20 protein-coding genes and 2 riboswitches are annotated in these 19786 nt (G+C 40.5%); of the genes, 16 read left to right on the plus strand and 4 right to left on the minus strand.

What is annotated here, in order from left to right; all coding sequences use genetic code 11:
* Window positions 1–62: 62 nt before the first annotated feature.
* The 3 genes from MHB67_RS03060 to MHB67_RS03070 form a co-directional block, all read right to left on the minus strand.
* The gene (locus MHB67_RS03060; RefSeq protein ID WP_103132261.1) at window positions 63–1148 is read right to left on the minus strand and encodes a hypothetical protein; all 1086 of its coding nucleotides are present in this window, start codon (window positions 1146–1148) and stop codon (window positions 63–65) included.
* 258 nt (window positions 1149–1406) lie between these two features.
* The gene (locus MHB67_RS03065) at window positions 1407–2810 is read right to left on the minus strand and encodes a reverse transcriptase domain-containing protein (RefSeq protein ID WP_103132262.1); all 1404 of its coding nucleotides are present in this window, start codon (window positions 2808–2810) and stop codon (window positions 1407–1409) included.
* Window positions 2811–3249: 439 nt separating this feature from the next.
* Window positions 3250–3822 carry a GNAT family N-acetyltransferase gene (locus MHB67_RS03070; RefSeq protein ID WP_342492774.1) on the minus strand — a complete coding sequence of 191 codons (573 nt, stop codon included), beginning with the start codon at window positions 3820–3822 and terminating at the stop codon, window positions 3250–3252.
* Window positions 3823–3963: 141 nt separating this feature from the next.
* On the opposite strand from MHB67_RS03070, the gene MHB67_RS03075 reads away from it, so the two are divergent.
* Window positions 3964–4533 carry a hypothetical protein gene (locus MHB67_RS03075; RefSeq protein ID WP_103132264.1) on the plus strand — a complete coding sequence of 190 codons (570 nt, stop codon included), beginning with the start codon at window positions 3964–3966 and terminating at the stop codon, window positions 4531–4533.
* Window positions 4534–4769: 236 nt separating this feature from the next.
* On the opposite strand, the gene MHB67_RS03080 is transcribed toward MHB67_RS03075, so the two are convergent.
* On the minus strand, window positions 4770–5954 hold the full coding sequence (locus tag MHB67_RS03080; protein WP_342492775.1) for an MFS transporter: 1185 nt from the start codon (window positions 5952–5954) through the stop codon (window positions 4770–4772).
* A 100-nt stretch (window positions 5955–6054) separates the two neighbouring features.
* Here MHB67_RS03080 and MHB67_RS03085 point away from each other — a divergent pair, with 100 nt between their 5' ends.
* The 15 genes from MHB67_RS03085 (at window position 6055) to purF (ending at window position 19776) form a co-directional block, all read left to right on the plus strand.
* Window positions 6055–6951 (plus strand): LysR family transcriptional regulator, encoded by an 897-nt coding sequence (locus MHB67_RS03085; protein ID WP_103132266.1) that lies wholly within the window; start codon window positions 6055–6057, stop codon window positions 6949–6951.
* Between the two features lie 115 nt (window positions 6952–7066).
* A riboswitch (purine riboswitch) is annotated at window positions 7067–7168 on the plus strand.
* Window positions 7169–7312: 144 nt separating this feature from the next.
* Window positions 7313–8638 (plus strand): NCS2 family permease, encoded by a 1326-nt coding sequence (locus MHB67_RS03090; protein ID WP_056767517.1) that lies wholly within the window; start codon window positions 7313–7315, stop codon window positions 8636–8638.
* Between the two features lie 207 nt (window positions 8639–8845).
* Window positions 8846–9007, plus strand: coding sequence for a hypothetical protein (locus MHB67_RS03095; RefSeq protein ID WP_166644707.1), 162 nt, complete (start codon window positions 8846–8848; stop codon window positions 9005–9007).
* Between the two features lie 11 nt (window positions 9008–9018).
* Window positions 9019–9201, plus strand: a complete 183-nt coding sequence (locus MHB67_RS03100; protein WP_234107621.1) for a YezD family protein — start codon at window positions 9019–9021, stop codon at window positions 9199–9201.
* A gap of 218 nt (window positions 9202–9419) precedes the next feature.
* A complete protein-coding gene (locus tag MHB67_RS03105) occupies window positions 9420–10211 on the plus strand; it encodes a hypothetical protein (protein ID WP_103132267.1) in 792 nt (263 codons plus the stop codon).
* 204 nt (window positions 10212–10415) lie between these two features.
* Window positions 10416–10970, plus strand: a complete 555-nt coding sequence (locus MHB67_RS03110) for a DUF2179 domain-containing protein (RefSeq protein ID WP_024424505.1) — start codon at window positions 10416–10418, stop codon at window positions 10968–10970.
* Window positions 10967–11167 (plus strand): NETI motif-containing protein, encoded by a 201-nt coding sequence (locus MHB67_RS03115; protein ID WP_012009137.1) that lies wholly within the window; start codon window positions 10967–10969, stop codon window positions 11165–11167. The genes MHB67_RS03110 and MHB67_RS03115 overlap by 4 nt, the downstream gene beginning before the upstream one ends.
* Before the next feature lie 79 nt (window positions 11168–11246).
* Window positions 11247–11348, plus strand: a riboswitch (purine riboswitch).
* A gap of 169 nt (window positions 11349–11517) precedes the next feature.
* A complete protein-coding gene (gene purE / locus MHB67_RS03120) occupies window positions 11518–12006 on the plus strand; it encodes a 5-(carboxyamino)imidazole ribonucleotide mutase (protein WP_073204107.1) in 489 nt (162 codons plus the stop codon).
* Window positions 11999–13141 carry a 5-(carboxyamino)imidazole ribonucleotide synthase gene (gene purK / locus MHB67_RS03125; protein ID WP_248351194.1) on the plus strand — a complete coding sequence of 381 codons (1143 nt, stop codon included), beginning with the start codon at window positions 11999–12001 and terminating at the stop codon, window positions 13139–13141. Before purE ends, purK begins: the two co-directional genes overlap by 8 nt.
* Window positions 13138–14433: an adenylosuccinate lyase gene (purB, locus tag MHB67_RS03130; RefSeq protein WP_024426701.1), complete on the plus strand. Its 1296-nt coding sequence runs from the start codon at window positions 13138–13140 to the stop codon at window positions 14431–14433. Before purK ends, purB begins: the two co-directional genes overlap by 4 nt.
* 72 nt (window positions 14434–14505) lie before the next feature.
* Window positions 14506–15228 (plus strand): phosphoribosylaminoimidazolesuccinocarboxamide synthase, encoded by a 723-nt coding sequence (gene purC / locus MHB67_RS03135; protein ID WP_073204110.1) that lies wholly within the window; start codon window positions 14506–14508, stop codon window positions 15226–15228.
* On the plus strand, window positions 15221–15475 hold the full coding sequence (gene purS / locus MHB67_RS03140; RefSeq protein WP_003214349.1) for a phosphoribosylformylglycinamidine synthase subunit PurS: 255 nt from the start codon (window positions 15221–15223) through the stop codon (window positions 15473–15475). The genes purC and purS overlap by 8 nt, the downstream gene beginning before the upstream one ends.
* A complete protein-coding gene (gene purQ, locus MHB67_RS03145) occupies window positions 15472–16155 on the plus strand; it encodes a phosphoribosylformylglycinamidine synthase subunit PurQ (RefSeq protein WP_024424510.1) in 684 nt (227 codons plus the stop codon). The genes purS and purQ overlap by 4 nt, the downstream gene beginning before the upstream one ends.
* Complete coding sequence (gene purL, locus MHB67_RS03150; protein WP_257802963.1) at window positions 16139–18370, plus strand: phosphoribosylformylglycinamidine synthase subunit PurL; 2232 nt, start codon at window positions 16139–16141, stop codon at window positions 18368–18370. Before purQ ends, purL begins: the two co-directional genes overlap by 17 nt.
* A complete protein-coding gene (gene purF, locus MHB67_RS03155) occupies window positions 18346–19776 on the plus strand; it encodes an amidophosphoribosyltransferase (protein WP_024424615.1) in 1431 nt (476 codons plus the stop codon). The genes purL and purF overlap by 25 nt, the downstream gene beginning before the upstream one ends.
* Window positions 19777–19786 lie beyond the last annotated feature (10 nt).

The following is a 19786-nucleotide window of genomic DNA, read 5'->3' on the forward strand; positions in this document are numbered from 1 at the left end:
TTTTTTCGATTTTATAATTTGTAAATAAAGAATTATGATTTTGATTTTAAAGTTATATGTGATTAACTAATTTTTTTAATTATTTTCCTCTTCATCCATTTCAAAAATGATTCGTTATCAAGTTTGTTTACATTGTTCTTGAGGATATCATTTTCTTTCTTTAATTCTTCAATTTGTTGTTCTTTTTGTTTCAATTTTGAGACTAATTCATTATTTTCTTGAGAAGCTAATAGTAATTCTTGATTAACTTCAACTTTTTCTTTGAGAGTGTATAAATCTTTTTTTAGATTATGAATAATTTCAGATAAATGTAGCTTATGTTCTTCATATTTCTGTATTTCTTCAGATAATTTCTTTTTTCTTTTTTTGTATTTATCTAGTTCAATTTCAGCTTGGGATAACAATAGATAATTCTCCTTATTTTCATCTTCTACTTTAGAGTTTACAATAAAGTCTCCAAATAAAGTCCAATTGTTTTTGCTATAAATTTTAGTTAGTTTGTCAATTTCTTTTTGCCTAAGCTTTTTATTCTTTAATATTTCGTGAGCTTTTGGAATCAATTTTTTAATAACATTAGGAACAGGCGCTTCGTAAGTTGAAATATTATTATCAAGTAATATACGCTTTTTCTTTGGATCAACAGCATGAGTTACTTTAATTTCAATTGCCAACTTTTTATTCCATAGATACTTGTAAGAGTATGGATCAGTTTGTTTGACGCACAATAAGATATCAATTAATATACCTTTTTTATCATTATATTTAATATAAGATTCTATTTCTGCTGATTCAATAGCTACTCTGATTCTCCCTTTTTCTTTGTCTTCAATATTGAATTGAGTTAGTTGTGAAAACATCATTTGAAAAAGGAAATGAGCATTTGTCATTTTTTTTGAATAAAGAATCTGTTTCATGTTTTCTTTATGATAATATCGGAAAAATGGGTCTTTAATCTTTTTTCCCCCTTTAAAAGAAGGGGCAACTGGTAATACTCCGCTTCGAATAGAGAGATTTTTGAAGTCAAAAAATACAGGATTTTCTCCATTCATTTCAATTTCACCTTGATTTCTCAGCCAAAGTGCTTCTAATATATGTATTTGTCTATCCTGAAATGGAAAATAAGCAAAATTTTTTGTTTGTTCATTCATATGTAACCACCTAATATTCAATCTTTTTTGAAGTTATGCTCGTTCATTGTTACTTTTAGATCATGCAAAGCAAATTAATACAGTTACCTACTTCTCATTAATACGAATTTAGCAAAGTTACTAAATGATATTTGTAAATGGACTTAATCTATTTGTTGTGTGAAAGTCTCTACGTGCCACGACTTGTGTGAAACTACTATTGGTTGATTTGACATGAGATAAAAGTTACTTTTTCTTTAGGTAATGAATCCATTAACATCAATCCATTAGAGTATTTAAAGACTTCTGGATTTTTTTGTTGATTTTCTTTTGGTGGTTTTTAATTTGTTCTTTCATTAAATTCGTAGTAAGCGGCGAAATCTCATTAAATATTTTATTGCACTTATTTGCGTATGTGATAAATGTTCCGAATTCTCTTTTCCTATAGTTATATTTTATGTCAGTTCTTTCTCCTAACTGATGATAATGTTGATATATTTTTCTTTTATAAGTTAAGCGTATTCGATCTTTAGTAAAGCCCTTTTTTCTTGAAACAATTTCTCCTTTCTTTATTAACTTATAAACAGTTCTATAGTATTTATAAATGCTTTTTTCTCTTATTCTAACTTCATTACCATCAAAAATGAATCCTAGATAATCAATTTTAGAAAGGCTTTGAGATTTAATATCGAAAATTTTTCTCCCGTCAAAAGTTAAGATTTGCGTTTTTTGGGGATGAATTAATAATTTGTATTTTTTGATTTGATTCTCTATTTGATTTTTAATAGTATAAAAATTTTTTTCGTTTATATTAGTTAAAACCAATATGAAATCATCAGAATATCTTCTATATAAACCTCCTAAGCTATCTAATAAATTAGTAATATATTCATCGATCTTAATCATATATATATTAGAATAAATAGCACTCATAGCTGTTCCTTGAGGAATGCCTTTTATATCCGTATTTACTTTTAGAATTTTGCTGTTATCATTTGTAAGTAAGCTTCTCCCATTTTTGAATTTTCTAAACTCTTTAAATGAAGTGAAATAACTGGTTTGGTTAGTTCTAAATATTTCTTTATCTTCACCCAATCTTAAATTTATCTCTTTTTTATTAATGTATGAATATTTAGTGAGACTCTTGAAGATTTTATATTGATGCGTTGGCATTTTACTTCCGTAAATCAAGTTAATCATTTCTTTAAGTAATTTATGATCTAAAGTGTCGAAAAAATTTTGGTAATCTCCTATGTATATATAGCAATCTGGATTCTTCGCAATGAAGTTAATTACTTCAGCTGCAAAATGTATATTGTTTTGTCTTTTTTTGTTGTTTCTATAGGCAGTTACAGATTCATCAATTTGTTTATCTTTAACATACCTATTATATAAGTCATTTAACTCTAAACTGTAATGTTTGTATATAAAGTTATCTATATGAGCAGCATACATAATCGGTCTTTTTTTTTCTTTAATAGGTACTAATTGACCGTTTCTCTTTATAGCAGTTTCATCTTTAATATCGTTAAACTTCTCAAAGGTTAACTCACTAAAAATTAAAGGTAGAAAACTATGGGATGGGTTTTGTTTAAAACCCAGGACGTAGTTTTCTACCTTTTTATTAAAAGACGCAATTTTATCAAAATGCAAGTAAGGTTTAGATGGATATTTATGTACCATTTAAAACTCACATCCCCTTTTTATTGTTGGAGCAAGTACAGACCTAGTCCCGCTACTATATTTCTTCTGACTTGCACTCTGCCTAAAGCGCCGCGATCCTTAGGCTCTACTATACCACGCGGCATATTATATGGTATGGCGGGGTGAGTTAATACTCACAAATACAAATAATGTATAATATAACAAGAAGACAAGTTCTGATGGTGAGGTGTTCTATGATGATAGATATAACTTTGGTATGCTACTTATCTAGTATGCTGATCTTAAGATTAGCATACGGTATACAAGTTTCAGCTTTCACAGTAATATCTCTTGACATTGTTATACAACATACCTAGTACTCTTGTAAATGATAATAGTACTAGCAATTTAATATTAACATAAATTACTTAGGAAGGAAAACAATAACTTTTAACTTGTAATTAAGAAAAGTAATAGTCTATTTTTTCTCGTAATCCCTCTTCAAAATCGAATACATAAACACATCATCAAACCCATTCTGACCAAGATCATACTCCCTTAATAAACCCTCTCGAACAAAATCAACATTCTCCAATAATTGAACAGAGGACGTATTTGCTGGATCAATAATCGCTTCAATCCGATTCAGATACATTTCCTGAAACCCATATCGTAACACCGCAGCAATTGCTTCGCTCATGATGCCTTTTCTCCAATGATCGTGGTGTAATTCATAGCCGATTTCCGTGCGGCAGTGCTGTTTTTCTAGGTTGAGAAAGCCGCAGCTGCCGATGATCGCAGGATCATCTTTTAGAGAAATGCCCCAGCGGATGCCTGTTTGTTCTTTGAAGATGTCGTGATACCACTTGATTTCTCCTTTTGTGTCTTCAATCGTTTCATGAGCATCAATGCCCATGTAGCGGCACACGGTTTCATTGGATAAGTAGATGTGCATATCCTCAGCGTCTTCGATTGTTGCTTGTTTTAAGATTAGTCTTTCGGTATGTATGGTTGGAAATGATTGCGGGAATATCAGTTTATGTCTATACATATTTTTCTCCTCGTGCAATTTTATTTAAATTATACCTGTACTGGTCGATTTTGTGTAATGCTTTGGTATAATATGTGAGAATGTGATTGCGGGGATAATTCACAAACAGAATTCGATTAAAAGCAAAAGAGGATAATTGAAATGGGTATTTTTCTAATTATGATCGTCATCGTGATGATCATCGTATCTTTAGCGATCTATTTGTTTAAAAAGGGAATCATCCATTCTAAAGTGTTAGTGATTGTAGGTTCTGTTTTAGGAGGAACCGCACTATTTGTTTGGGTGGCTATGTTTTTTAATTTTCACTCTGTATCTTTAACAAATGAATCGCTAGGTCATTTTAAGATTGGTGAAAAATTTGAGAGAGATCATACTTTTGTGGAGAATACTCAATTCTCCCATCCTAAACAGAGGGTCTATATGGAAAAAGAAAATCAAGATTTTGTAGTATCAGTTGATCAACATCATCGAGTTACATCTATTTACAATCAGTCAAAACAGAAAAAACTCAAAACATCTAAGGGAGTCACTATTGGAGACGATTATTCATCTGTGATACAAACATATGGAGATCAATTCAAGAAGCTCTGGTTTGTCGAGGGGTATAGCAAAGGTATACAATATCAAGATCAATCAAACGGTATCATTCTAGAGTTCTTTTTCAATGACAATAAACTAGCACTCATTGAACTTCGTAGTAAACGGAAATAAAAAAGTAGAAAGTAAAAACAAGCATTTCAATTGAAATGCTTGTTTTTATGTTGCTTTTCCATAACATGTCTTACAATAAAAACCCTCTTTTCTTCATTCCTCAGCCAAGCCTTCACCTCTGTCATTCCTTCTATCTTTTTATTACAGCTAGCACACGCGGGTTCTTTGAATAGAAACAAGGGGAAAACTCCTTTTTAATTCAGTTTCTTCCATCATACCAAAAATTGAAATGTTTTCTATTGGTTTTCCGGTGTCTTTCGTTGGGCACGTTTGTGTAAATAAAAAGAATACCGAATCAACATCAACGCCACAAAACTAGCTAATCCGCCAATCCAACTTAAATTTGTTACATTTGTATACTGTATAATCACACCGCCCATAGACGATCCGAGCATCATGCCGATGTTCATAATCGCTGTATTAAAGCTCAGCACGGTTTCTGATGCTTGGGGTTTAAGGGAGATCAGATAGTATTGCTTCGCTGGTGTTGTTGTCCATGTGGCGATGCCCCAAATGGCGAGTGTGATCAAGACGCTAATTGTAGAGAATTGCGTAAAGAATAAGGCAAAGAGAGCGAACATCTGGATCATGATGCTGATCGAGATGGTTCGGTTTGGTCCCCATTGATCGACGGCGAATCCGCCAAAGCGTGAGCCAATAAAAGCAGAAATGCCTAAGACGAGCAAGGCCATGCTTGTCATTTCAAGTGAAAAGCCGGCGGTCTGTCGTAATAAAGGAGAGATATAAGCAAAGACCATCGTGTAGCCTAAGATCCAAAAGACCGTCGTGGCTAATCCGCTGATCACTCTGCGGTCTTGAAGGATGTGTAATTGCTGCTTCAATGGCAGATGAGAGTGTCCCTCTATGCGTGGCAGCAATTGATAAAGAAGCAAGAAGAGACAAGCAGTACCTAGTGCAATGATGAGAAAAATATAGTGCCAATCCACATGGCCTGATAGAAATGTTCCAATCGGCACACCAAATACGAGTGAAACAGTGAATCCAGTGATGACAGTCGCCATTGCGCTTCCCCTTTTTTCTGGCGGGGCGATCTGCGCTGCATAATTCGTGGCGACGACAATATATAAGCCGCCGCTCATGGCCATGATGACCCGAGAGAGCAGGAGCAGTACAAAATGATGGCTGAAAAAGGCGAGCATATTGCCTAAAATAAACACAAAAATAGCTGATAACAAAACCTTTTTTCGGTTCAGCTTCGACGTTGCCATGACTAAAAAGAGAGCGCCTACTGCATAAAAAAGAGAATAGACGGTGATGAGCTGTCCGGCAGCAGGAATAGAGATGTGTAAATCAACAGCAATGATATCTAGAATGCCTGACACGACGAATTCTGACGTGCCTGTGACAAATGAACCGACAGCTAAAAGAACAATCAATAGCTGATGAGATGTGTTTTTCATTTTGAACCCTTCCTTCATATTGATACGTTGTCTTTAGTTTAAATTCCGTGCTAACATAAGTAAAATTGATGTTTTTCATGAAGGAGATGAGTAAATACTCATGAGCTTTGTTCGCTTTGATATTATCGCAAAAGTGGTGGAGCTTGGCAGTTTTACAGCAGCAGCTGAAGCATTAAATATGACGCAGTCAGCTGTGAGTCATGCAGTGGCAAATTTAGAGTCAGAGTGGGGTGTGTCTTTATTCATTCGTGACCGAAAAAAGGGCATTATGCTGACGGACATTGGTCAAACGCTTCTCCCGCATATTAGAGAAGTGTTAAATAGATTGGAGAAAATTCAGCAAGAAATTGCGTTAACGAAAAATATTGAAACAGGTATGATTCGTATCGGCACATTTGCCAGTGCCTCTGCTTGTTTATTGCCTAAACTGCTTGTGAGCTATCAGAAAAAACATCCAAAAATCGAATTTAAATTTTATGAGGGAACGTATGAAGAAATATTGGAGTGGCTGGATTCAGGCATCATTGATGTTGGATTTGTTGTGAAAGGCCATGCGGATGAAGCCTTTGATTTACTGCCGCTTATGAAAGATGAGATGGTGGTCGCCTATCACCCAAATCATCGGTATGAGCAGCAGCCCATTGTAGATATAACAGATTTGGCAGATGAACCATTTATTATGCCGACTGGCATGTATCAATCACATGTAGAGGATATTTTTTCGGAGGCGCAAATGAAGCCAGCTGTTTTATTTGAAGTTCATGATTGTACGACCATTGCCCGTATGGTCGGGGAAGGACTCGGCGTCACGATTGGTCCGGAGTTGTTTTTAAAAACGCAGCAGCTTGTGCATATTCGTCACCTGAATGTCTCTCATCATCGTGAGGTTGCGCTTGCCTGTCCGTCGCTCTCTCAAGCTTCTCCGGCAGTGAAAGAGTTTTTCCATGTAGCCGAAGCGGTTTTTGCAAAAGAGAAGGATTTGGAGAAGGGTGTATAAAGAACTAGATATGAATTTCCAAATTCGTGTAATAAGCCGAATGAAGCGGACATTTCTTTGAAAAATGTTCGCTTTTCGTATTGTGTTTTAAAAATGAAGTTGGTACAATAGACACAGAAATCAAATAGATAGAAGTCGTATAATCGCGGGGATATGGCCCGCAAGTTTCTACCAAGCTACCGTAAATGGCTTGACTACGTCAATTCACACTCGTTTGATATAAATCATGCATTGTTCTTGTTTTATGTCACAGTCTGAATTCACATATGTAGTCAAGCGTCCCAAAATTGTTGGGGCGTTTTTTATTTGACTAGTGAATGGGACAGACTAAAGCAAAAGGACATGAAGGGAGTCAGTTGGCTTGAAACAGTTTTTTCAGTTTGATGAGTTAGGTACGAATTACCGCAGAGAGATCATCGGTGGTTTAACCACATTTTTGTCGATGGCTTACATTCTGTTTGTTAATCCGATCACACTTGCATTAGTGTCTGTGCCGGATTTTCCAGATAAATTACGAATTGATCAGGGGGCAGTCTTTACAGCAACGGCGTTAGCTTCTGCTGCAGGGTGTATTCTGATGGGATTGATCGCCAGGTATCCGATTGCGATTGCACCCGGTATGGGTCTGAATGCGTTCTTCGCCTTTTCGGTTGTGCTTGGCATGGGCATCAAATGGGAAGCTGCACTTTCAGGTGTGTTTGTTTCAGGATTGATTTTCGTTGCTCTTTCTTTAACAGGTTTCCGTGAAAAAATCATCAATGCCATTCCGGCTGAGCTGAAGCTGGCAGTTGGTGCAGGTATTGGTTTGTTCATTACGTTTGTCGGTCTTCAAGGCTCTGGCATTATCGCCAATAATGATAATACACTCGTTTCGATTGGAAATATTCATAGTGGTCCGGTTCTGTTAACGGTGTTTGGTATCGTAGTGACTGTTATATTAATGGTTCTTCGTGTGAATTCAGGTGTCTTCATTGGGATGCTTGTGACTGCTATTGCCGGGATGATTTTTGGTCTTATACCAGTACCGTCTCAAATTGTGGGAAGTATTCCAAGCTTGTCTCCAACCTTTGGTCAAGCCTTGATTCACTTACCAGAAATATTCTCCATTCAAATGCTTATTGTGATTTTAACGTTCCTTTTCGTTGGATTCTTTGATACAGCTGGTACGCTTGTAGCTGTGGCAACACAGGCTGGTTTAATGAAAAATAATGAGCTGCCACGTGCAGGAAGAGCACTCTTGGCGGATTCTTCTTCAATCGTTGTAGGTTCTATTCTTGGTACATCTACAACAACGTCTTATGTTGAATCTAGCTCAGGTGTTGCTGCTGGTGCGCGTTCTGGTTTTGCAGCTGTCGTCACAGGGATTTTCTTCTTGCTGGCGATGTTCTTCTCACCGCTTTTATCCATTGTTACACCTAATGTGACAGCACCTGCTTTGATTATTGTTGGTGCACTGATGGTCGCTCCGCTGGCGAAGATTGCATGGGATCGTTTTGAAATTGCGGTACCAGCTTTCTTAACGATGATTATGATGCCACTGACATACAGTATTGCAACAGGGATTGCGGTTGGCTTTATTTTCTACCCGATTACGATGATCTTTAAAGGGAAAGCGAAAGAAGTACATCCAATTATGTACGGATTGTTTGTCATCTTTATTCTATATTTTGCTTTCTTAAATCATTAATTGAACATTTGAAACAGCGGCTCATGGAAGCTGCTGTTTTTTGTTAAAAAAATCAAAACATAGTTGACTTATAGGAATTATGTGTTTATGATAAAAAGACATAATTCGCTGATTGGATCACCAAAGGCGCTTTGATTTCCTTTTTTAATAGAAGGTTTCAGGGTGCCTTTTTTTCTTGCAGACATTCAAAAGGGGAGGAGATGTCTTTTGTCACGCTGGCTTCGACAGGTGATTGAACGAAAAAAGCAGGTGCTGATTCAAAAGCTCCTTTTATGGGGGCATGAAGAAAAACAGGAAGCGCTCATGCATTATACAATTCATGAGCTGGAAAACGAGGTTCTCTATTTAAAAGAGCGAAAACAAAAATAGGGGGATGAGCGATGGATGAACAAAAGCTGAATTATATTTTATCTGCCTTAAAAGGGATCGACTATGGATCAGTGGTCATCACCATTCATAATGGACATATTACACAGGTTGATACGACCAAAAAGACTCGGTTCCCCGCTCATCAGGAGAATCTCCGGGTCCAGCAAGGAAAGCGGAGTCAATATCGTTCTTGACGGATTTCAACATGATAAAAAGCTGATGGAGGCCGTCAGCTTTTTTGTTTTGTCTTATTTTCTCTCCATTTTAAAACCTCTGCTGCCTTTTATCCGTCTATTCGTATGAACGTCAAGGAATCTTGACTGAATAGAGAGACTCCGCTACTTTAAGAGGAGTCATCCGAACAGTTCATGCACTTTTAGCACTGTAAGGATTGGATAGGAGTTGATATGAGATGTTAGAGAAAGATCAAGATCAGGGGACATCTGAAAAGAAAAACGAAGAGTCATCAATAGATCAAGAAACAAGGCAATCCCGCCTCAGCCGCAGCGCTGCAAAACGAGGAAGAACCTCAAAAACAGCGGATGATGAGCGCTCAGCTATACAGCGTATACTGCAAGGTGTAGGAGGCGCGTTTAAGCGTTATGGTTCATATGGACTGGCGATGTTAAAATCACCGAGCCGGGCCATTAATCAAGCGGAAACATTGCGTATGAAGTACGCCTGGATCTCGATTGTGTTATTCAGCGTGTTTTTTGCTTTAGGCAACTATGTTCAATTAAAGGCGTCAAAGACCCGTTTATTAGGCTTTGGCATTCATTATTCTTTTGGTGACGCCTTTTTGAGGATTGCGGTCTTTACACTCATTTTGTTGACATTGATGATGCTTACCGTCTGGCTGCTCGGAAAGTACATGCTAAAAGGAAACATATCACTGAAAGAAGTGATCATGAAGTTTGGCGCTGCGCTTGTGCCGGTGTTGGTTTTATCCATCCTTTGGCTTGTATTTGCCATGCTGAATATTCCATATGTGACCGTCATATTATCCGTGATGATGTTTGTCGGTCTTCAGTTGATTGCGGTCGTGCTCTTTCGCTCGATTCAATCGGAGCATGATGCCGTACGTGGAGATTTGATGTATGCAGGCTGGATCTTTTTATTGATTGAGCTTGTCATCATTGCGTTGCTCTGGGGCATAGTCGGGGAGTATTTGATTCCATCACTTGTTCCTGTTCGATTCGGATAAAACACACTGAAAACCTCCTTTTTTGAAAAAGGGGGTTTTCATGTTGAGAAGAGAAAAAAACGGGTAAACTCTTGGTAACAAACACCACCCTTGTTGTCGAAAGATATATGTGTTTTGATCGCGTAAATTTGATTGTATCAAGGTATGTTCTCTAGTAGAATATGGGGTGCTTTATTTGATTTTTTAGTGCAGGGGGTTCGAATCGTGCTTCAACAACTTTTATCCAATGCGTTCACCATGGTTTTAATCATTTTAGTGATTAATATTGTTTATGTTTCTTTTTCCACCATGCGTTTAATTTTAACGATGAAAGGCAGACGGTACGCAGCTGCTTTTGCGGGTACGATCGAAATGCTCATTTATGTCATTGGGTTAAGTATCGTTTTAGATAACTTAGATCAAATACAAAATGTCATTGCGTATGCGCTAGGTTATGGGATGGGGATCATTGTCGGGATGAAAATTGAAGAGAAGCTGGCACTTGGCTACACAACTGTTAACGTGATCACAAAAGAATTGGATGTCGATCTCCCAAGACAATTGAGAGAAAAAGGATATGGTGTCACCAGCTGGGTAGCAGGCGGTCTTGAAGGAGACCGGACAGCATTGCAAATTTTAACACCGAGAAAATATGAACTGCAATTATATGAAACGATTAAGACGCTGGATTCAAAGGCGTTTATCATTTCATATGAGCCCAAATCGATTCACGGCGGCTTCTGGGTGAAGGCTGTGAAGAAAAGGAGAATTAAAGAATGACCGCAAAACCAAAGAAGAAAAAATTCTATGTGGAAGACAACATGACGATTGATCAAGTGTTGTCCCAGATGGCAGCGGAAGGCTACTCGCCTGTCCGACGAATGGAGGAACCGATTTTTCAGGAAAAGAAGGAAAATGGGTCGATTCAGATCATTCCGATTGGGAAAAAAATCGTATTTGAAGGAAAAATAGTCTAAATCCGAACATTAAAACGACGACTTCATAGATTGTTCGATAAATCCGTTGACATCATGAACATCCGTTGTTAAGATAAACATGAAATCAAAACACGAGCCTCATATAATCTTGGGAATATGGCCCATAAGTTTCTACCCAGTTACCGTAAATGACTGGACTATGCAGGATAGTGAACAAAACTGACATGGCAATTCAAAAGCGAACAGCGCTTACCATGGCCCGGTTTGTGTTGCTTCCTAACAATGCAATGCAAATCGGGCCTTTTTGTTCGGCGTTTGACAAGCTGCTTAGGTTTGGGAAGCGTGTCAAACGATACAAAATCGAATAACAGCTTAAAGGTGGGGACAAAATGAAGCCGCTTGTAGGTGTCATCATGGGAAGTACATCTGATTGGGAAACAATGAAAAATGCGTGCGACATCTTAGAGGAATTAGACATTCCGTATGAAAAACAGGTAGTATCCGCACACCGGACACCTGACTTGATGTTTGAATATGCGACTGAAGCAAGAGGTAAAGGACTAAAGGTCATCATTGCCGGTGCTGGAGGCGCAGCACATTTACCGGGGATGGTCGCAGCAAAAACGACACTGCCGGTCATTGGTGTGCCTGTACAATCAAAGGCACTAAACGGGCTGGATTCCTTATTATCCATCGTTCAAATGCCAGGCGGTGTACCAGTTGCTACAGTAGCCATTGGCAAAGCCGGTGCAACAAATGCAGGCCTTCTTGCCGCACAAATGATTTCAGCATTTGATGAAAAGGTCGCAGCTCGCCTTGAAGAAAGAAGAGAGCAGACAAAACAGACTGTACTAGAAAGCAGTGATCAGCTTGGCTAAGCAGACCATTTTTCCAAACGCAACCATCGGGATCATTGGCGGCGGACAGCTTGGCAGATATATGGCTGTCAGCGCAAAGCAAATGGGGTACCGGGCAGCAGTTCTAGACCCAGTCGCACAATCTCCTTGCGGACAGGTTGCCGATAAAGAAATCACAGCCGCATATAGTGACCTTGAAGCGATTCGAAAGCTGGCAGACATCAGCGATGTGGTGACTTATGAGTTTGAAAATATTGATTATGATGCACTCAATCAGCTGAAGGAAGAAGCCTATTTACCACAAGGAAGCGACCTTCTCCTTTTAACTCAAAATCGTGAGACCGAGAAAAAAGGAATTGTAGACGCAGGCTGTGAAGTAGCGCCTTACCGCATCATTCATGATGAAAAAGAGCTGGAAGACGCAGTGGACGTGCTCGGTTTGCCAGCCGTGCTGAAAACATGCAGAGGCGGCTACGACGGAAAAGGACAGTACGTCATTAAAGAAAAAGGACAACTTCAGGAAGCAGCTGCACTGCTCACACATGGAACTTGTATTTTAGAAAGCTGGGTTCCATTCCAAATGGAGCTCTCAGTGATCGTCACTCGTTCTGTTCATGGAGAGATTGCAGTATTCCCAGTCGCTGAGAACATTCATAAGCATAATATTTTGTTCCAAAGCATTGTACCTGCAAGGGTAGAGGACCGCATTCAGGAGAAGGCGAAAGAACTGGCAACAACACTTGCTGAAAAGCTGGGGCTGGTTGGTACTCTTGCTGTAGAACTGTTCCTGACAAATGACGGAAAGCTGCTCGTCAATGAACTGGCACCACGACCGCATAATTCTGGTCATTATACACTCGATTTATGTGAGACAAGTCAGTTTGAACAGCACGTCCGCGCTATATGTGGTTTGCCGCTTGGCGGTACAGCCCTTTTATCAGAGGGAATGATGGTGAATTTATTAGGCGATGAAGTGGACATTCCAAAAGAGCATCCTGAGCTTCTCAAAGAAGCGAAGCTTTATCTATATGGAAAGCATGAAGTAAAAGCCGGCCGCAAAATGGGGCATATGACGTTTATGAAACAGCTCGATGATGAATGGATGACAAACATCACAAAGATATGGACTGAAAGAGATGGAGGAAACGGGAAATGATCGAACGTTACGCACGACCAGAAATGTCAGCAATCTGGACAGAGGAAAACAAATTTAATGCATGGCTTGAAGTAGAAATTCTCGCTTGTGAAGCTTGGGCAGAGCTTGGCGTCATTCCGAAAGAAGACGTTGTGACAATGCGCAAAAATGCAAGCTTTGATATTGGACGTATTCTGGAGATTGAACAAGACACGCGCCACGACGTGGTTGCCTTTACGCGTGCTGTATCTGAATCTCTAGGAGAAGAAAGAAAGTGGGTTCATTACGGATTAACATCGACAGACGTAGTGGATACGGCGCTTTCATATCTATTAAAACAGGCGAATGATATCTTGCTCAAGGACATTGAGAGATTTGTTGACATACTAAAAGAAAAAGCAAAAGAGCACAAATATACCGTCATGATGGGCCGTACACACGGTGTACACGCTGAACCGACAACATTTGGCCTGAAGCTTGGTCTTTGGTACGAAGAAATGAAGCGTAACCTAGAACGTTTTAAACAAGCAAAAGCTGGCATTGAATACGGCAAAATCTCTGGAGCTGTTGGCACATATGCGAACATCGACCCGTTTGTTGAGCAATATGTATGTGAGAAGCTTGGCATCAAAGCTGCACCAATTTCAACCCAAACCTTGCAGCGTGACCGCCATGCAGATTACATGGCTACTCTAGCTTTAGTCGCAACGAGCATTGAGAAATTTGCTGTTGAAATTCGTGGTCTTCAAAAGAGTGAAACACGTGAAGTAGAAGAGTTCTTTGCCAAAGGACAAAAAGGATCATCAGCGATGCCGCATAAGCGTAACCCAATCGGTTCTGAGAATATGACGGGAATTGCCCGCGTGATTCGTGGATATATGCTGACAGCTTATGAAAATGTACCACTTTGGCATGAGCGTGATATTTCTCATTCATCTGCTGAGCGCATCATTTTACCAGATGCAACAATTGCACTGAACTATATGCTCAACCGTTTCTCAAACATCGTGAAAAACTTAACGGTTTTCCCTGAAAACATGAAACGCAACATGGACCGCACACTTGGCTTAATTTACTCACAGCGCGTTCTTCTTGCATTAATCGATACAGGCATGGCACGTGAAGAGGCATATGACACGGTTCAGCCAAAGGCAATGGAAGCGTGGGAGAAGCAAGTGCCGTTCCGTTCATTAGTAGAAGCAGAAGAAAAAATCACGTCACGTTTAACACCGGAACAAATCGCTGACTGCTTCGATTACAACTATCATTTGAAAAATGTTGATATGATTTTCGAACGTCTAGGTCTTGCGTAAGAAATGGGCCGCCTGCTTGCCAGGCGCCCAATCCTGAAAATTGCCAACATTCAAATTAGGAGGCCAACCTGAATGACTGTGAAACAAGAACTTCTCTACGAAGGCAAAGCGAAAAAAATCTATCAGACCGATGACGAGCATATTTTATATGTCGAATATAAAGACTCAGCTACAGCATTTAACGGCGAAAAGAAAGCCGAAATCGAAGGCAAAGGCAGACTGAACAACGAAATTTCGAGCTTAATCTTTCAAATGCTGCATGAGAAAGGAATCAACAATCACTTTGTGAAACGCCTTTCTGAAACAGAGCAGCTCATTCAAAAGGTACAGATTGTTCCGCTTGAAGTGGTTGTACGAAATGTGGTGGCAGGCAGTATGTCAAAACGCCTTGGCATTCCAGAGGGAACGAAACTGGACACACCTTTGATTGAGTTCTACTACAAAGATGATGCACTCGGCGATCCGCTCATTACAGAAGATCATATTCGCATCTTACATGCAGCGACACCTGAGCAGGTCGAGGAAATGAAACAGATCACAAGACAAGTGAATGAAGTATTAAAGCAAATCTTCTCAGAATGTCATGTGAATTTAATTGATTTCAAGCTTGAATTCGGAATAGATCACGAGAATCGTATTTTGCTAGCTGATGAGATTTCACCTGATACGTGCAGGCTTTGGGACAAAGATACAAACGAAAAGCTTGATAAAGACGTGTTCAGACGAAACCTGGGCGGCTTAACGAATGCATACGAAGAAATTTTCAAAAGACTTGGAGGCCATAAACATGTATAAAGTGAAAATTTTTGTCAGCTTAAAAGAGAGCGTTCTTGATCCACAAGGAAGTGCCGTGCAGCACGCTTTGCACAGCATGTCTTATCAGGAAGTAAAGGATGTCCGTATCGGAAAATACATGGAGCTTGTCATTGAAAAATCAGATCGTGATTTAGACACAGTCGTCAAAGAAATGTGCGAAAAATTACTTGCCAACACGGTGATTGAAGATTACCGCTATGAGGTGGAGGAGGTTGTCGCACAGTGAAGTTTGCAGTGATCGTCTTGCCTGGCTCTAACTGTGATATCGACATGTACCATGCGATTCAAGATGAGTTAGGTGAACAAGTTGAATATGTATGGCACGACGAAACGAGTCTTGACGGATTTGACGGTGTACTCGTACCAGGCGGTTTCTCTTATGGGGATTACTTAAGATGTGGTGCGATCGCCCGCTTCTCAAACATCATGCCGGCGGTGAAAAAAGCAGCTGAGGAAGGAAAACCTGTTCTTGGTGTTTGTAACGGGTTCCAAATTCTTCAGGAGCTTGGCATTCTTCCGGGTGCGATGAGACGAAATAAAGATTTGAAGTTTATCTGTCGTCCAGTTGAACTCATTGTAGAAAACAACGAAACGCAATTTACAAGCGGTTATCAAAAAGGCGAATCCATTACGATTCCTGTAGCGCACGGTGAAGGCAACTTCTACTGTGATGAAGACACTTTAGCGAAGCTCATTGAACGCGGCCAAATCGCTTTCACTTACGGAGACGATATTAACGGCAGTGTGAATCGTATTGCAGGTGTAACGAATGAAGAGGGCAATGTACTCGGCATGATGCCGCACCCTGAGCGCGCGGTTGATTCATTACTAGGCAGCGCAGACGGACTTAAATTGTTTCAATCTATCGTGAAAAATTGGAGGGACACTCATGTCACTACTGCTTGAACCAAGTCACAAGCAAATTAAAGAAGAGAAATTGTATCAGCAAATGGGATTGAGTGATGAAGAATTCGCTTTAATCGAATCCATTATTGGCAGGCTGCCAAACTACACAGAAACGGGCATTTTTTCTGTCATGTGGTCAGAGCATTGCAGTTATAAAAACTCAAAGCCTGTTTTAAGCAAATTCCCGACAAAAGGAGAGCACGTCCTTCAAGGTCCTGGGGAAGGCGCTGGAATCGTTGATATTGGAGACAACCAAGCGGTTGTATTTAAAATCGAATCACATAACCATCCATCTGCGATTGAACCGTATCAAGGAGCGGCGACAGGTGTCGGCGGAATTATCCGTGATGTATTCTCCATGGGTGCGCGTCCAATTGCTGTATTAAACTCTCTTCGTTTTGGTGAACTGACTTCACCGCGCGTGAAGTACTTGTTTGAAGAAGTAGTGGCAGGGATCGCAGGCTATGGAAACTGTATCGGAATTCCAACAGTCGGCGGAGAGGTTCATTTCGATCAAAGCTATGAAGGCAACCCGCTCGTAAATGCAATGTGTGTTGGATTAATCAACCATGAAGACATCAAAAAAGGGCAGGCCAAAGGTGTCGGCAACACGGTCATGTACGTTGGTGCTAAAACGGGACGTGACGGAATTCACGGTGCAACATTTGCATCTGAGGAATTTTCTGATGAATCAGAAGAAAAACGCTCAGCAGTTCAAGTCGGTGATCCGTTCATGGAAAAACTGCTGCTTGAAGCGTGCCTTGAAGTCATCAAAAACGATGCACTCGTTGGAATTCAGGATATGGGAGCGGCTGGCTTGACAAGCTCAAGTGCGGAAATGGCGAGTAAAGCAGGTTCTGGTATCGAGATGAATCTAGATCTTATCCCTCAGCGTGAAACAGGCATGTCAGCATACGAAATGATGCTGTCTGAATCTCAAGAGAGAATGCTTCTGGTCATTGAAAAAGGCCGTGAACAAGAAATCATTGATATTTTTGAAAAATACGATCTTGAAGCGGTATCAGTCGGTCATGTGACAGACGATAAAATGCTTCGTTTACTTCATCAAGATGAAGTGGTATGTGAGCTTCCTGTTGACGCGCTTGCAGAAGAAGCGCCGGTTTATCACAAACCGTCAAGTGAGCCTGCATACTATCGTGAGTTTTTAGAAACAAAAGTTGAAGCACCTGCTATCACAGATGCAGCCGACACGTTAAAGCAGCTCCTTCAGCAGCCGACAATTGCAAGTAAAGAATGGGTTTATGACCAATATGACTACATGGTTCGGACAAATACAGTCGTTGCACCAGGCTCTGATGCGGGCGTTTTAAGAATCCGTGGAACGAAAAAAGCCCTTGCGATGACAACTGATTGTAACGCACGTTATCTCTACCTTGATCCAGAGGTCGGCGGGAAAATCGCAGTCGCAGAAGCAGCACGTAACATTGTGTGCTCAGGCGCTCGTCCGCTTGCAGTAACAGATAACTTGAACTTCGGTAACCCAGAAAAACCAGAAATTTTCTGGCAAATTGAAAAATCTGCTGACGGTATTAGCGAAGCATGCCGCAAGCTAAGCACACCGGTTATCGGTGGTAACGTCTCTTTATATAACGAATCAAATGGAACAGCGATTTATCCAACACCAGTTATTGGGATGGTTGGTTTGGTGGAAGATACAGCTCATATTACGACGCAGTCGTTCCAGCAGGCTGGCGATGTGATTTTCGTCATTGGTGAGACGAAGGAAGAATTCGCAGGCAGTGAGCTTCAAAAGATGACAGAAGGCCGTATTTACGGAAAAGCACCAGAAATTGATTTGGATGTAGAGCTCACGCGTCAGGAAGCCCTTCTTGCTGCGATTCAAAACGGACTTGTTCAATCAGCTCACGATGTGTCTGAAGGCGGTCTTGGTGTAGCACTTGCTGAAAGTACATTTGGAACAGACGGTCTTGGCGCTCATATCCAAATTGATTTAAACAGTGAAGCTTCATTATTCAGTGAAACACAGTCACGTTTTGTCGTCACAGTGAAACCAGAGGACCGCGAAGCATTTGCTGCGGCTGTCAAAGATGCGAAAGAAGTTGGAACGGTCACAAATGATGGGGTATTCACTGTCAAAAATCAAGAAGGACAACAATGGATTCATGCAGCGGTCAACGAGCTTGAACGCGCATGGAAAGGAGCGATCCCATGCTTGCTGAAATCAGAGGCTTAAACGAAGAGTGTGGCGTCTTTGGGGTTTGGGGACACGAAGAAGCCCCGCAAATCACATATTACGGATTGCATAGTCTTCAGCACCGAGGACAAGAGGGTGCGGGAATCATTGCAACAGATGGTGAAAACCTGACGGCACATAAAGGCCTTGGACTGATTACGGAAGTCTTTCAAAACGGTGAGCTAAAGGATTTGAAAGGAAAAGGTGCGATCGGACACGTTCGGTATGCGACAGCAGGCGGAGGCGGCTTTGAAAATGTGCAGCCCCTCTTCTTCCGCTCGCAAAACAACGGCAGTCTTGCCCTTGCTCATAATGGGAACTTAGTGAATGCAACGCAATTAAAGCAGCAGCTAGAGAACCAGGGGAGTATATTCCAAACATCTTCTGACACTGAAGTGCTTGCTCATTTAATTAAGCGCAGCGGCTATGTTGAATTGAAAGAGCAGATCAAAAATGCCCTGTCCATGCTTAAAGGCGCATATGCTTTCTTAATTATGACGGAAACAGAAATGATTGTGGCTCTTGATCCGAACGGCTTACGTCCGCTTTCACTTGGTATGCTTGGGGACGCGTATGTTGTTGCTTCTGAAACATGTGCATTTGATGTTGTCGGTGCCACGTATTTACGAGATGTTGAGCCTGGAGAAATGCTGATCATTAATGATGAAGGCCTCAAATCTGAACGCTTCTCCATGAACATTAACCGCAGCATGTGCAGCATGGAATACATTTATTTCTCAAGACCTGACAGCAATATCAATGGCATCAACGTGCATAGTGCGAGAAAGAACCTTGGCAAAAAGCTTGCCGAGGAAGCGCATGTCGAAGCAGATGTTGTGACAGGTGTACCAGATTCGAGTATTTCTGCAGCAATTGGATATGCCGAAGCAACAGGTATTCCATATGAGCTCGGTTTAATTAAAAACCGTTATGTCGGACGGACCTTTATTCAGCCGTCTCAAGCATTGCGTGAGCAGGGCGTGCGCATGAAGCTGTCTGCTGTGCGCGGGGTCGTCGAAGGAAAACGTGTCGTGATGGTGGATGATTCCATCGTCCGCGGAACTACGAGCCGCCGCATTGTGACGATGCTAAGAGAAGCGGGTGCGACGGAAGTCCACGTCCGCATTAGTTCACCGCCCATCGCACATCCATGTTTTTATGGAATTGATACGTCCACACATGAAGAGCTGATTGCTTCTTCTCATTCAGTGGAAGAAATTAGACAGGAAATCGGTGCAGACTCCATTGCATTTTTATCCGTAGACGGTTTAATGGACGGGATTGGCAGGAAGTATGATGATCCGCAGCGCGGTCAATGTTTAGCATGCTTTACTGGGAAATATCCGACTGAAATTTATGAAGATACTGTTCTTCCGCATGTGAAGGAAACAGCACTGACGAAATAATCGAATAAAG

Source organism: Bacillus sp. FSL H8-0516, assembly GCF_038635285.1.
Lineage (GTDB): Bacteria > Bacillota > Bacilli > Bacillales > Bacillaceae > Bacillus > Bacillus safensis.